Genomic DNA, 12,566 nt, shown 5'->3' on the forward strand with positions numbered 1-12,566 from the left:
AGCTCAGGACATGGCCCGATGCAGCGCCGCGCCCTTCTCGCCCTCGCCACCCTTTTGCCGGCCACGGTGCAGGCGCAGACCCGGCCGGGAGAAGGCTGGTCTCCTGACGCCCCGGTGCGCCTGGTTGTTCCCTTCGCGCCCGGTGGTTCGCAGGACGTGCTCGGCCGCCTTCTCGCTCAGGCCGCCGGCCGAATTCTCGGGCAGACGATCGTGGTGGAAAACCGAGCCGGTGCCGGCGGCGTACTGGGCGCGGAGGCCGTGGCCCGGGCCGCGCCGGATGGGCTGACCATCCTGCTCGCCACGGCCGGTCAGCTCACCATCGCCAAGGCGATTGGCCGCCACCTGCCCTATGACCCGATCGACGACTTCACCCCGGTGCTGCATCTCAGCGACAGCCCCGTCGCGCTGCTCGCGGCGCCGCAGCTCGGAATGTCGGATGCCGCCTCTCTGCTCCGCCTGGCACGGGAGGCACGGCAGCCGCTGCCCTATGCCTCCACCGGTGTCGGCACGAACACGCATCTTATCATGGAGGATCTGAAGCGCCGCGAGCACCTGAATATCGAGCACGTGCCCTATCGGGGCGCCGCCGCGGCCTTCAACGACCTGGCGGCGGGCCGGATCGCGCTGATGTTCGTCTCCGTTCCGTCGGTGCTTGCCGCCAGCAGCGCGCAGTTCCGCGTTCTTGCCGTCACCTCCCGGGAACGTTTCCCGGCTACCCCGGAGGTGCCCACCCTGATCGAGGCCGGGGTGCCGGACTTCGAGGCGAGCATCTGGACGGGCCTCCTCACCCCGGCCCGGACCCCTGCACCCATTGTGGCGCGTCTGGTGGAGGCGTTCCGCGAGGCCATGCGTTCCGACCTCCTCCGCCCAAGGCTGGATGGGCTGGGCGCCACGCCCAATGGCGGGGACGGCGCCGCCTTCTCCGCCCTGCTGCGTGCGGATCTCGATCGCTGGACGCGCGTTGCCGCGCCACTCGACATCAGGCTCGACTGAGCCCGGTCAGTGCTGAATGCAGGTCAGGAGAGCCTGCGCAACCGCGACCACCTGCTCCGATAGCAGGGCGCGCAGCGCGCTGCCCTCACCAGGATGGGTGGTCTCGCACAGGGCTACCACCTGCCGGATCTCCTCGACGGTGCAATGCAGAAAATCGGCTGGATCGGAGGCTTGGCTCATGCCCTCCTCCAGCACCCGCCGGACAGCATCGGCGATGAGATCTCGCGCCATCTCATCTCGCATCGATCGACTCCTTCTCCGGCCGGGCCGGTAAATGGGTCGCCGCGGCACCGTTCAGCCGCCACCGGGCCGTCGTTCCACATGATCGTGTCGGGAGAGAGGCGGGCACATCCCTGGGGGAACACGGCCGCGCGATGCAGCGGCCCGCCGGCCGCCAACTGGTTTCCGCTTCCTGCCGGATTCCGCCTAAACTACCCCGGCACGCCTGGAAGACCTGATGATGATCAAGCGCCGCGACGCCCTGCTTCTTCCCGCCGCGTTCGGGCCGGCCCTGGCCGCCCGGGCGCAGACCGCCGCGCAGCCTAGCGGCCCCTGGCCGAACCGCCCTGTCCGCATCATCCTTCCCGCACCCGGCGGCGGTGGCACGGCCGATACGCTGGCGCGCATCTTCGCGCAGGAAATGGAAAAGCGCGTCAGCCAACGCGTGCTAATCGACAATCGCGGCGGCGCGAACGGTAATATCGGCGCGCTTGCCGGGGCACGTGCCGCACCGGACGGCTACACCCTCCTCTGGTCCTGGGCCGGCACCCTCGCCACCGGCCCCGCCCTGTACAAGGACCTGCCTTTCGATCCGGAGCGCGACTTCGAGCCGGTCGTCCTGCTCGGCAATGTTCCTAATGTCCTGGTGGTGAATAACGAGCTCGGCCCGCGCACGCTGCAGGAATTCGGCGACTACGCCCGCGCCCATCCCGGCGCGATCAACTTCGGCTCCACCGGCAACGGGTCCTCGATGCATCTGGCCGGGGAACTCTACAAATCGCTTACCGGCACGCAGATGACGCATGTGCCCTACACTTCCCCGGCGGCGGGGGTGACAGACCTGCTCTCCGGCCGGATTCAGGCCATGTTCAACCTTGTTACCGGTGTCGCGCCGCAGGTGAAGGCCGGCGCGGTCACCCCCATCGCCGTGCTGGACGACCGTCGCTCCCCCTCGCTGCCCGATGTGCCAACCACGGCGGAGCTGGGCATGCCCGATCTCATCTTTGGCACCTGGTTCGGCCTCTTCCTTCCCAAGGGCTCCGATCCCGCCTTCGTGCGGCAGCTCAACACCCTGTCCAACGAGATCCTGCACGACCCCGAGGCGAAGGCGCGCTTCGAGCAGGCGGGGATGACCGCACTGGGCGGCCCGCCCGAGCGCCTGGCCACCCTGTTGCACGAGGAGATCGCCCGACACGCCGCGCTGGTGCGGCAGTCGGGAGCGCGGAACGAGTAGGGAAGGAAGCCGCCGCTAGGAAGCAGGCGGCTCCGATTCGCCAAGAGACTGCATCAGCCGGTTCGCATTCGCGAACATCGCGATGGAATGGATCAGGTCCAGCAATTCCAGATCGTCCATTCCCACTGCGCGCAGCGGCACAAGGTCGGCGGCGGTCACCGAGTCGGGCGTCAGCGTCAGCTTCTCGGCGAAGGTCGCGATCGCACGCCGCCGCGGGTCGCTCTCCGCCGCCGGCCCCTCCTCCAACACCCGCTGCATCGCCTCCTTCTGCTTCGACAGCTCCGCGAAGCGCCGGGCATGAACGGAAGTGCAGTACACGCAGCCATTCGCCATGGAGGTGATGGCGGTGGCGAACTCACGGTCTGCCCGCGGCAGCCCGCGCGGCGCATACATCACCGTGTTGAACAGCGCCCCGCGTTCCCCCAGGGATCCCGGATCATTCGCGAGCGTCAGGAAATAGGTCGAGCGCCGCTGAGCCGGCGGGCAGGCCTCCAGCGCCGCGAGTTGCGCCGGCGTTGCTGTCTCGGCCTCCACGGGCGGGATACGCGGCGTCCAGCCCACCTCTTCCAGGGTGAAGCGGGTCATTGCGCGGCCTCCTGCTGCATCGCGCGCAGCCCGGCGATCACCCGCACCTGGTAGGGCACGAAGGAGATCAGCTGCGTGATCGCCACGATGTCCCGCGGCGTGAGCCCCATATCGGAGAGTGCATCGATGGTCTCCTGCGTCACCGCTTCGGGCCGCGCCGCCACCACATCCGCGTACCGCAGCAGTGCCGCAAGCCGGCCTTCCATCGGCGCGCCGCTCAGGTCTTCCGCCAGCATGATCGTCTCCTCCGCGCCCGCCGCCTCCAGCAGGGCACGGAAGCGGGCCGCCAGGGCCTGGTTGCCCTCCCGCAGCGCCACGCGAAGCGCCAGCGCAGCGCGATCGGTATGGGAGACATTGCCGGGATCCTCCGGCATCAGCAGCTCGCGATAAGCGCCCTGGGCATGGCGCAGCGCCTCCGGCCGGCGTTGCCGCAATTCGGCCAGCGGCGATCCGGGGGCGATGCCCAGGATGTCGTCGATCAGATCATCCGGGTTCATGCGGCCTCTCCCCTGTCCGGCCATTCGTCGCCCAGAAGCTCCGGCGTGTCGAAGGCCACCAGCGTATCGAAATGGGTCTGCCGGTCCTCGACGAACAGGGACCGCGCAATGCCTTGTGCCAGCCGCTTCGCCCCCGCCGAAATGGCGGGAATATCGCCCGTCAGCTTCCCATGGCTCATTGTCGCGGGATAGTTGAAGACATGGATGCGCGCCAGCGCCGGGCAGGTGCCGGGAACCCGCTCCTGGAAGGAGAAATCCGGCGCCAGATCCGGCGAGGAGGACAGCTCCTCGCTCTCCTGCCCCTTCGGAGGGGTGAAGCGGTCGCGCCAGAGCCGGATATGCGGCGCGATCAAGGCCAGCTCCGGCCGCTCATCCAGCGCCACCTTGAAGCCAGTGGCGAAGATCAGGAAATCAACGACGAAGGCGCCACGGGGCGTCTCCACGCGCAACCCGTCCTCCTCTTCCCGCAGCTCCGTCACCGGGCTGGACAGATGCAGGCGCGCATGGGGATGGCGCGAGACGCGCAGCGTGCTGTCGCGCGGCGGCGGCGTCTGCTCCGATCCCGCATAATGCAGGAAGCGCCACTTCCACTCGTCCGGCAGCCCGGCGAAGCCATGCACCACGCCCTGGCTGCCGATGCCCGTGAACTTGTTGATTCGCGGCAGCGCCTTGCGCCGAACGAACAGGTCCAGCGAGGCCGCGCCCGCCTCCAGCGCCGTCGCAGCATTGTCCATGGCCGAGGCGCCCGCCCCCACCACCCCCACGCGCTTGCCGCGAAGCGCCGTGAAATCGATGGCTTCCCGCGAATGTGCCCAGAAGCGGCGGTCCACCCGCTGCGCCATGTCCGGCACGAATTCACGGCCCAGCCCGTCGCGGCCGGTGGCCAGCACCAGCCGCCGGCACAACATCTCCGGCCCTTCGCGCATCTCAAGAGCGATCAGCCCGTCCTCGCGCGGCCGGATCAGCGACACATCGGCGCCATTCTCCACGGGCAACGCCATCACCCGGCGATACCAGTTGAGGTAGTCCATCCACATCCCGCGCGGGATCTTCCCCAGCGTTTCCCAGGCCGCGCGCCCGTGCTGCGCCTCGAACCACGCCCGGAAGGTCAGGGCAGGGAGCCCCAGCGCCGGCCCCGCAAGCTGCTTGGGCGAACGCAAGGTCTCCATCCGCGCGAAGGTCACCCAGGGGCCTTCCTGGCCCTGCGGCGCGCGATCCAGCACGCGCAGCCGGTCAATTCCGTCCAGCCGCAGCGCCGCCGCTGCCGCCAGCCCAGCCATGCCCGCGCCCATGATCGCCACATCCGCAACCGGGCGCCCATCCGGCGCCCGGCGTTCCGGTACCCAGGGCTTGGCCGGCAGCTCCAGCAGTTCCAGATCCTGCCGCAGCCGTGCTTCCAGCTGGTCCAGGCCGCTCACGGCAGAGCCTGCATCCGGCGCTCCACCATCGCGCGCCAGGGCGCGCCCTCGGGCGCGGTGGCCAGCAGCGCCGTCCAGGCCGCGCGGGCCTGTGCCGGACGCCCCGCCTGGGCCTCCGCCAGGCCGGAGAGGAAGCGCAGCCCCACATGGTCCGGCGCCTTGGGCAGTGCCTCGGTCAGGAAGGAGATGGCCTCGTCCATCTGTCCTGCCTCGATCAGAACCTGCGCGCGCTGGGAGGCGAGGTCAGCATTGAAGCCGGCCTTCAGCGCCTCCCCATAGGCCGCAGCCGCTTCCGCGGGCCTTCCACGGTTCCGCTCCGCCTCGGCCAGCAGCAGCCAGCCCTGGCGAGTCTGGGGATTATCGGCCGGCATTAACGCCAGCCGCGCGCGCAACTGCGCCAGCAGCGCCTCGTCCCGCGCCGCCGCATCGCGCCGCTCCGCGAAAGTCGCGGAGGGCATTCCCGGCATCCCGTTCAGGAAATACACGGCGAGGGCGAGGACCGGCACGGCCACCAGCGCCGCGATCAGCGGTCCGCGGCCGCCGGCCTGCACCGGCGCAACCGCCGGCACCGCCAGCATGCGCCGCTGCACCTCCAGCAGCGCCGCCGCATGCGCCGTCTCGTCCAGCCGTCCCAGGGCCTTGTCCCGCTCCAGCTCCGCCATCTGGGCGCGATACAATGCGCGGTCGGCCGAGGCGCGATCGGTCACCCGTGCCGGGCGCCACACCATCCAGGCCAGCGGCAGCAGCGCCACCAAGGCCAGCAGCACGGCAAACAGCCAGGTCACGACTCTTCCTCCAGCGCCGCCAGCCGTGCGCGCTCCGCTTCCGTCAGCGGCGGCGGCCCGGACCGGTTCGACGCGCGCCGCCGCATGATGAACAGGGACAGCGCGCCGCCGCCCAGCACGATCACCGGCAGCGCCCAGAGCGGCGCCGTCACCCAGTTGAAGGGCGGCCGCAGCAGCACGAAGTCGCCGTAGCGCGCGTGTACGTACTCGCGCACCGTATAATCTGAATCGCCGGCCTCCACGCGCTCCCGCACCAGCCGCCGCAGGTCGCGCGCCAGGTCGGCTTCGCTGTCCTCGATGGACTGGTTCTGGCAGACCATGCAGCGCAGCTCGCGACCGATCTCCTGCGCCCGCGCCTCCTGCGCCGGATCCGGCAGCATCTCGGAAGGCCGCCCGACCGCCAGCGCCAGGGACGGCACCAGCAACAAGGCGAAGAACAGGGACCTCACGCGTATCGCCGCAGCAGCGGCTCCACTTCGGCCGAGAGCGTGTCCGGCATCATCGGCCCGGCCCATCGCCAGCGCACGATGCCACCGGCATCCAGCAGATAGGTCTCCGGCACGCCATAAAGCCCGTATTCGATCCCCGCGCGTCCCTCGGCATCCGCCACCAGCCCGGCGAACGGATTACCGTGGCGCGCCAGGAATTTCGCCGCATCCGCGGGCTTGTCCTTGTAATTGATGCCGAGGAGCCGCACGCCGCGCCGCTGCAGAGCAACGAGCTGCGGATGCTCTACCACGCAGGGCACGCACCAGGAGGCCCAGAAGTTCACGAGCACGGGCCGCCCGGGCGAGGCCAGCGCCTCCGGCCCGAAGCCCGGCGTGTCCACGCCCTCCACCGGCTGCAGGTTCACCCGCGGCGCGGGCTTGCCGAGCAGTGCCGAGGGTACGCCGCGCGGATCATAGGACCCGTCGCGCATTCCCCGCAGCATGCCCCAGAAGCCCAGGCCACTGGCCGCCACCACGCCAAGCGGCGCCAGGAACAGCGCGCGCCGGGGCAGGGACCGGCGGGGCGGGGGGGATGGCTGAGCCTCGCTCATGCCGCCGCCTCCCCGGGCGCCTCGGCAGCAGCCGCCGCACGGCGCCGCGCCGGCGCACCGATCCGCGCGCGCCGGTCGGAGAGCGACAGCGCGCCGCCCAGCGCCATCACCGCCGCACCCAGCCAGATCCAGGGGGCCAACGGGTTATGGTGAAGGCGCAACGTGGCCCTGCCATTCTCCTCTTCGCCCATCACGGCATAGAGGTCCCCCGTCAGGGTGGTGTGGATCGCCGCTTCCGTCGTGCTCTGCCGCGCCAGCGGGAAGTTGCGCTTCTCCGGCTCCAGCACCGTCACGGGCGCGCCGTCATGCGTGACGGTCACGGTGGCGCGCCGGCTCGTCCAGTTCGGCCCGACCACGTCGCGCACACCCTCCAGCTTCCACTCATAGCCGCCGAGCGAGATGCTCTCGCCCGGCCGTACCGCCGCCAGCCGCTCCGTTGCCAGGCCCATCCCGGCCATGCCGAGCAGGGTGACGCCGAAGCCCGCATGCGCCACCGCGCCACCCCAGGCCGCGCGCGGCAAGGCGCGGGCCCGCGCCCAGGCCGCCTTCGGGCGAGAGAAGAGCGCCAGCCGTTCCGCGATATCCGCCAGCGCGCCGAAAATCAGCCAGCAAGCCGCGCCGAAGCCCAGGGCCGGCAGAACCGGCTTGCCCTGCACCAGCCAGACCACCGCGATCACCGCGACAGCGATCAGCGCCGACCACCACAGCCGTTGCAGCACCGGCCAGGGGCGCGCACGCTTCCACGCCATGAGCGGCCCCGCTGCCATGGCCAGGATCAGCGGCAGCGCCAGCGGAAAGACGGTGGCCTGATAGAAAGGCGGCCCGACCGAGATCTTCGCCTTCAGGATCAGATCCGCGAACATCGGATAAAGCGTGCCCGCCAGCACCACCGCCGCAATGGTGCAGAGCAGCAGGTTGTTCAGCACCAGCGCGCCCTCGCGCGAGATCGGAGCGAAGATCCCCGTCGGTGCCAGTGTCGGCGCCCGCCAGGCGAAGAGCGCGAAGGCGCCGCCCACCGTGGCGAAGAGCAGCGCCAGGATGAACACGCCGCGCTCCGGGTCATTGGCGAAGGCGTGGACCGAGTTGAGGACGCCCGAGCGCACGAGGAAGGTGCCGAGCAGCGACATGGAGAAGGCGAGGATCGCCAGCAGGATCGACCAGGTCTTCAGCGCCTCGCGCTTCTCCACCACGATCGCCGAATGCAGCAGCGCGCAGCCCGCCAGCCAGGGCAGCAGCGAGGCATTCTCCACCGGATCCCAGAACCAGTAGCCACCCCAGCCCAGCTCGTAATAGGCCCACCAGGATCCCAGCGCGATGCCGAGCGTCAGGAAAGACCAGGAGGCCAGCGCCCAGGGCCGGACCCAGCGCCCCCAGGCCGCGTCCACGCGCCCCTCGATCAGCGCCGCGATGGCGAAGGCGAAGGTCACGGCCGTTCCGACATAGCCGAGATAGAGAAGGGGAGGGTGAAAGGCCAGGCCGGGGTCCTGGAGGACCGGGTTCAGCCCCTGCCCGTCCGGCGCCGGCGGCCAGATTCGCGTGAAGGGATTGGATGTGGCCAGGATGAAGGCAAGGAACCCCGCCCCGATCATCCCGAGCACCGACAGCACCCGCGCCCGCAGCGCCCCCGGCAGCCCGCGCCCGAAGCCCGACACCGCGGCGCCGCACAGGGCCAGGATCAGCACCCAGAGCACCATGGAACCCTCATGGTTCCCCCAGGCGCCCGCCAGCTTGTAGAGCATCGGCTTGGCCGAATGGCTGTTCTGCACCACGGCCGAGACGGTCGTGTCATTCTCCGCGAAGGACCAGAGCAGCGCGGCGAAGGCTGAGCCCACCGCGATCAACACGCCCAACGCCAGGCCGGGGCCCGCGGCCATCAGCCGCGCATCCCCGCGCTGCGCCCCCCAGAGCGGCAGAACGGCCTGCGCCAGCGTCAGGGCGAGCGCAAGCGCCAGGGCGAAATGCCCGATTTCAGGAATCATCCACCTGTCCTGGCCGGGGCCATCGTGTTCCAATCACCCGCCGGGGGCGCAGCGCCCTGGGCCGGGTTCCAGTGGCCGCTGCGCTTCAGCGCGTCCATCACTTCGGGCGGCATATAGGTCTCGTCATGCCGCGCCAGCACCTCGGCGGCCTTGAAGCTTCCGTCCGGCTGCATCCGGCCCAGTGTCACCACGCCCTGTCCCTCGCGGAACAGGTCCGGCAGAACGCCGTGATAGGTGACGGAGACGGTATTCGCCCCATCCGTCACGCGGAAGCGCACATCCGTCCCATCCCGCACCACGCTCCCGGCCTCCACTAGCCCGCCGAGCCGGAAGGCCCGCCCATCTATGGGCATGGAAGCCGCGATGTCGGAGGGCGAGCGGAAGAACACCAGATTGTCCTGAAAGGCCGTCAGCGCCAGCGCCGCCGCCCCACCCAGCCCCAGCCCGCAGAGAAGCAGGATCCAGAGCCGCCGCCGGCGGCGAGAGGCTGCCAGCCCGAGCCCGCCCTTGCGGGGAACCGCCGCGACGCCGCTCATCCTGCCCGCTCCAGCTCTCGCAGCCGCCGTGCTGCCGCCCGGTGCCGCCAGGCCGCGCCGAGTGCCATCCCGCCGAAGCCCAGCGCAGCCAGCATCCAGGCCGCGACCACATTCATCCAATGTGCGCTCATCGCTTCACGCTCACGCCGGTACCGCTTCGGCTGGCGCCCGGTCGGCCTCGCGCGCTCGGGCCAGCTCCAGCGCCTCGACCCGCCGCTCCATCACCGCCGCCCGCACCCGCGCCAGCACCAGCGTGGTGAACAATAGGGTGAAGCCCAAGGCGCAGGCCAGCAGCGGCCAGAGCATCGAAACATGCATCCCCGGCGCCGCCAGCCGCGCCACGCTGGCTGGCTGGTGCAGCGTGTTCCACCAGTCCACCGAGAATTTCACGATCGGCAGGTTCACCACCCCAACCAGTGCCAGGATGGCTCCTACACGCGCACCGCGCTCCTCATCCTCGAAGGCGCGTGTGATGGCCGCATGGCCCACCCAGAGGAAAAAGAGAACAAGCACGGAGGTCATCCGCGCGTCCCAGGCCCACCAGGTTCCCCACATAGGCCGGCCCCAGAGGCTGCCGGTCGCCAGGCACAGGGCCGTCACCATCGCGCCGACGGGCGAAAGCTCCCGCGCCGCCAGATCGGCCAGCGGGTGCTTCCAGACCAGGCCGAGCACCGAGGCCAGCGCCAGCCCGGCATATCCGGACATGGCCAGCCATGCCATGGGAACATGAACATACATGATCCGCACCGTCTCCCCCTGCTGCCAGTCGGCCGGGGAGAGGAATAGGGCCCAGCCCGCCGCAGGCAGCAGCACCGCCAGCGATGCCCCCCAGAGCCAGGGCATGAGCCGCGCCGTCGCACGCAGGAAGCGGCCCGGATTAGCGAAGCGGTGCAGGAGCGGCGCGGGAGAGGTCAGGGGAGTGCGTCCACGCGGTGATCAGGCCCCGGCTCGCGCCGGGGAGGGCGGCCCGGGTTTAGCGCGCCCTGGCCGACACTGGAATTACCATGGGTGACAATGCGTCACACCAGACACCGACGCCGGACATAGGGCCGAAATGGGGTTGCAAGGAAGCATGCACAGGCCGCTGTGCTACTTCTTTTCAGTGGGGCTGATGCAGCTGGGCAGACCGTTCGGCTTTTAGGACCTGGGTGGCTGCCCCAGGTAAGGCAGCTCAGTTCAACTTTCTGTGTACGGTGAATACAACCTATGGTATTGGTGGCGCTGCCCGGGATGCTGCCCGGGGTTGCCGCCGGGGATTTTCAATGCGTCGTTGGGCGTGGTTCGGCCCTGGATGGGGACAGGGGCTTGCCGTTGCCATGGTCTGCGCCTTGATGGGCATGGCGGGCTCAGCGCTGCTTCTGCGTTCCGAACGCCAGCGCCTGCTGGACGAGGCAGGCACGCGGCTGGCCAGCTTTGCTCAGACCATGGCGCAGCGCCTCGATTCCGGCCTCGCCGCATGGGCGCATGACGTGGGTATGCTGGCTCGCTTTGAGGTCTTCGAGCGCCGCACCCCCGATGCCGCCCTGGCACGCCGCCTGCTGGAGGACCTGCGTGGCCGCTCCCCGACCTTTTCCTGGATCGGCTTTACGGGCGCCGACGGCCGTGTGATCGCCGCCACTGGCGGCCTGCTGGAAGGGGTGGATGTCTCCGCTCGGCCCTGGTTCCGCCCCGGCCTTGCCGGCCTGTATCTGGGCGATGTCCACCCGGCCGTCCTGCTTGCCAAGCTCCTGCCGGAAGACCAGGGAGGTGGCGCCGACGCCTATTTCGTCGATGCTGCGGCCCCGGTCCACGCCCCGGACGGGACGGTGCTGGGCGTGATTTCCGGCCATCTCACCTGGCGTTGGGCAGCGGGGGTCCGCAGTGAGCTGATCGGCCTCTCCCCCTGGCAGCCTGCGCCCGAGCTGCGCGTGCTTGGGTCTGACGGCACGGTTCTGCTAGGCCCTGAGGGCGAGCGCGGCCGGCCCTGGGCCCAGACACCCCGGCCGGACGGCTGGGAAGAAGCGACGCTGCCCGGCCGGGCCCCGTCGATTCTCGCCTTCGCGCGGGCGGATGGCGCCCCGGACCATCCGAATCTCGGCTGGGTTGTCGTCGCGGAGCGGGACCGCCACGCTGTCCTGGCGCCCCTTTGGTCCTTCGGCGCCTGGCTCGGCCTTGGCACGCTGGGGATTGCTGCGCTCGGCGGTCTTCTGGCGGGCTGGAACGCCAGCCGCGTCGGTTCCGCCATCCAACGCGTGCTGGGCGGTGCTGAGGTCAGCGACGTCACAGGCCGGTTGGAGCAGTTGCGGGATCAGGCTTGGCGCGACCAGCTGACCGGCCTGTTGAACCGCGCCGGCTTCGATGCCTGGCGCGAGGCGCATTCCGACCGGATGCGGAGCTGCGCCGTGGTGGCCATGGATCTGGACGGCTTCAAGCCCGTTAATGACCGCCATGGCCATGCCGCGGGCGATGCTGTGTTGCAGGGGATTGGCCTGTGGCTGCGCCAGAATACCCGGGCGAATGACGCCGCGGTGCGCATGGGCGGTGACGAGTTCATCCTATGCCTGCCTGGCCCGCCGGAGCAGGTGGAGCAGGCGGCGCGAGAAGTCGGAACGCGGCTGAACGCCGCCCTGAACGAAGGCCTGCCCACGCCCGCCGGTCGCCTGCGCCTCGGTTGCAGCATCGGTATCGCCTTGTTGCCGAAGGACGCCACCGATATCGATGCGGCGATCTCCGTGGCCGATGCGGCGCTCTACATGACCAAGCGCGAGAAGCCGCGTGTCAGTGACCGCGGCCAGTCCGGGCACGTGCTGCAGCCGGGGGAATAGTCCGTCTCCGGCAGGCATGCCTCACAACGGCGAGGCGGCCTCATGGTGCCGCCTCGCCGCCTGGGCGCCGCCGTCCGGTCACCATGGTCTGATCCTGCACCGCAGCAAGGAGAGGGCCCCCGCGCTTGACGCCGCCTCTGCCCGGCCATTAGCTCCTGTCCGGCCAGATCAATGTTTTCCTCCTGAAAACAAGATCTTGTTTTGGAATCGAGGAAGCGGCGGATGGCGGAGCAGGAGCCGGTGAAGAGCAGCGTTGAGAATGGGCTTGCCATTCTCCGGATCGCCAACCCCCCGGTGAATGCGTTGAGTGCTGGTGTACGCGGTGGTTTGTTACGGGCGCTGGAGGCTGTGGGGTCGGACGGGTCGGTTCGGGCCGTTGTTCTGGCGGCGGAGGGCCGGGCCTTCATTGCGGGGGCGGATATCAGCGAGTTCGGCAAGCCGCCTGTGCCGCCGAGCCTGCCGGAGGTGGTCGCGGCC

Annotated in this window: 15 protein-coding genes; 4 read left to right on the forward strand and 11 right to left on the reverse strand. The window is 70.0% G+C overall.

The window, feature by feature from the left end; genetic code table 11:
- Positions 1-18 precede the first annotated feature (18 nt).
- The gene (locus ACO1BU_RS15665; RefSeq protein WP_424136898.1) at positions 19-993 is read left to right on the forward strand and encodes a Bug family tripartite tricarboxylate transporter substrate binding protein; all 975 of its coding nucleotides are present in this window, start codon (positions 19-21) and stop codon (positions 991-993) included.
- A gap of 6 nt (positions 994-999) precedes the next feature.
- On the opposite strand, the gene ACO1BU_RS15670 is transcribed toward ACO1BU_RS15665, so the two are convergent.
- The gene (locus ACO1BU_RS15670; protein WP_424136899.1) at positions 1,000-1,236 is read right to left on the reverse strand and encodes a hypothetical protein; all 237 of its coding nucleotides are present in this window, start codon (positions 1,234-1,236) and stop codon (positions 1,000-1,002) included.
- Positions 1,237-1,450: 214 nt separating this feature from the next.
- On the opposite strand from ACO1BU_RS15670, the gene ACO1BU_RS15675 reads away from it, so the two are divergent.
- Complete coding sequence (locus ACO1BU_RS15675) at positions 1,451-2,446, forward strand: Bug family tripartite tricarboxylate transporter substrate binding protein (RefSeq protein ID WP_424136900.1); 996 nt, start codon at positions 1,451-1,453, stop codon at positions 2,444-2,446.
- A gap of 15 nt (positions 2,447-2,461) precedes the next feature.
- Here the strand turns inward: ACO1BU_RS15675 and ACO1BU_RS15680 are convergent, their stop codons facing one another.
- The 10 genes from ACO1BU_RS15680 to ACO1BU_RS15725 are packed head-to-tail and all read right to left on the reverse strand — an operon-like array spanning position 2,462 to position 10,128.
- Positions 2,462-3,031: a peroxidase-related enzyme gene (locus ACO1BU_RS15680; RefSeq protein WP_424136901.1), complete on the reverse strand. Its 570-nt coding sequence runs from the start codon at positions 3,029-3,031 to the stop codon at positions 2,462-2,464.
- Positions 3,028-3,528 carry a CMD domain-containing protein gene (locus ACO1BU_RS15685; RefSeq protein ID WP_424136902.1) on the reverse strand — a complete coding sequence of 167 codons (501 nt, stop codon included), beginning with the start codon at positions 3,526-3,528 and terminating at the stop codon, positions 3,028-3,030. Before ACO1BU_RS15685 ends, ACO1BU_RS15680 begins: the two co-directional genes overlap by 4 nt.
- Positions 3,525-4,946, reverse strand: a complete 1,422-nt coding sequence (locus tag ACO1BU_RS15690) for an NAD(P)-binding domain-containing protein (RefSeq protein ID WP_424136903.1) — start codon at positions 4,944-4,946, stop codon at positions 3,525-3,527. The genes ACO1BU_RS15685 and ACO1BU_RS15690 overlap by 4 nt, the downstream gene beginning before the upstream one ends.
- Positions 4,943-5,731, reverse strand: a complete 789-nt coding sequence (ccmI, locus tag ACO1BU_RS15695) for a c-type cytochrome biogenesis protein CcmI (protein ID WP_424136904.1) — start codon at positions 5,729-5,731, stop codon at positions 4,943-4,945. Before ccmI ends, ACO1BU_RS15690 begins: the two co-directional genes overlap by 4 nt.
- A complete protein-coding gene (locus ACO1BU_RS15700) occupies positions 5,728-6,186 on the reverse strand; it encodes a cytochrome c-type biogenesis protein (protein ID WP_424136914.1) in 459 nt (152 codons plus the stop codon). The genes ccmI and ACO1BU_RS15700 overlap by 4 nt, the downstream gene beginning before the upstream one ends.
- Positions 6,177-6,770, reverse strand: a complete 594-nt coding sequence (locus ACO1BU_RS15705) for a DsbE family thiol:disulfide interchange protein (RefSeq protein ID WP_424136905.1) — start codon at positions 6,768-6,770, stop codon at positions 6,177-6,179. Before ACO1BU_RS15705 ends, ACO1BU_RS15700 begins: the two co-directional genes overlap by 10 nt.
- Complete coding sequence (locus ACO1BU_RS15710) at positions 6,767-8,749, reverse strand: heme lyase CcmF/NrfE family subunit (protein WP_424136906.1); 1,983 nt, start codon at positions 8,747-8,749, stop codon at positions 6,767-6,769. Before ACO1BU_RS15710 ends, ACO1BU_RS15705 begins: the two co-directional genes overlap by 4 nt.
- Complete coding sequence (gene ccmE, locus ACO1BU_RS15715) at positions 8,746-9,285, reverse strand: cytochrome c maturation protein CcmE (protein WP_424136907.1); 540 nt, start codon at positions 9,283-9,285, stop codon at positions 8,746-8,748. Before ccmE ends, ACO1BU_RS15710 begins: the two co-directional genes overlap by 4 nt.
- Positions 9,282-9,416, reverse strand: a complete 135-nt coding sequence (locus tag ACO1BU_RS15720) for a hypothetical protein (protein ID WP_424136908.1) — start codon at positions 9,414-9,416, stop codon at positions 9,282-9,284. Before ACO1BU_RS15720 ends, ccmE begins: the two co-directional genes overlap by 4 nt.
- Positions 9,417-9,426: 10 nt before the next feature.
- Positions 9,427-10,128 (reverse strand): heme ABC transporter permease, encoded by a 702-nt coding sequence (locus tag ACO1BU_RS15725; RefSeq protein ID WP_424136909.1) that lies wholly within the window; start codon positions 10,126-10,128, stop codon positions 9,427-9,429.
- A gap of 473 nt (positions 10,129-10,601) precedes the next feature.
- On the opposite strand from ACO1BU_RS15725, the gene ACO1BU_RS15730 reads away from it, so the two are divergent.
- Positions 10,602-12,089, forward strand: a complete 1,488-nt coding sequence (locus tag ACO1BU_RS15730) for a sensor domain-containing diguanylate cyclase (RefSeq protein ID WP_424136910.1) — start codon at positions 10,602-10,604, stop codon at positions 12,087-12,089.
- A gap of 222 nt (positions 12,090-12,311) precedes the next feature.
- A partial coding sequence (locus ACO1BU_RS15735; RefSeq protein ID WP_424136911.1) for an enoyl-CoA hydratase-related protein occupies positions 12,312-12,566 on the forward strand: 255 nt, incomplete at its 3' end.

Origin of the sequence: Roseomonas chloroacetimidivorans (assembly GCF_049629625.1) — a bacterium.
GTDB lineage: Bacteria > Pseudomonadota > Alphaproteobacteria > Acetobacterales > Acetobacteraceae > Roseomonas > Roseomonas chloroacetimidivorans.

Coding starts and splice junctions, on each gene's coding strand:
- ACO1BU_RS15665 (WP_424136898.1), top strand. CDS start 19: ATGCAGCGCCGCGCCCTTCTCGCCCTCGCCACCCTTTTGCCGGCCACG.
- ACO1BU_RS15670 (WP_424136899.1), bottom strand. CDS start 1,236: ATGCGAGATGAGATGGCGCGAGATCTCATCGCCGATGCTGTCCGGCGG.
- ACO1BU_RS15675 (WP_424136900.1), top strand. CDS start 1,451: ATGATGATCAAGCGCCGCGACGCCCTGCTTCTTCCCGCCGCGTTCGGG.
- ACO1BU_RS15680 (WP_424136901.1), bottom strand. CDS start 3,031: ATGACCCGCTTCACCCTGGAAGAGGTGGGCTGGACGCCGCGTATCCCG.
- ACO1BU_RS15685 (WP_424136902.1), bottom strand. CDS start 3,528: ATGAACCCGGATGATCTGATCGACGACATCCTGGGCATCGCCCCCGGA.
- ACO1BU_RS15705 (WP_424136905.1), bottom strand. CDS start 6,770: ATGAGCGAGGCTCAGCCATCCCCCCCGCCCCGCCGGTCCCTGCCCCGG.
- ACO1BU_RS15710 (WP_424136906.1), bottom strand. CDS start 8,749: ATGATTCCTGAAATCGGGCATTTCGCCCTGGCGCTTGCGCTCGCCCTG.
- ccmE (WP_424136907.1), bottom strand. CDS start 9,285: ATGAGCGGCGTCGCGGCGGTTCCCCGCAAGGGCGGGCTCGGGCTGGCA.
- ACO1BU_RS15720 (WP_424136908.1), bottom strand. CDS start 9,416: ATGAGCGCACATTGGATGAATGTGGTCGCGGCCTGGATGCTGGCTGCG.
- ACO1BU_RS15725 (WP_424136909.1), bottom strand. CDS start 10,128: ATGCCCTGGCTCTGGGGGGCATCGCTGGCGGTGCTGCTGCCTGCGGCG.
- ACO1BU_RS15730 (WP_424136910.1), top strand. CDS start 10,602: ATGGTCTGCGCCTTGATGGGCATGGCGGGCTCAGCGCTGCTTCTGCGT.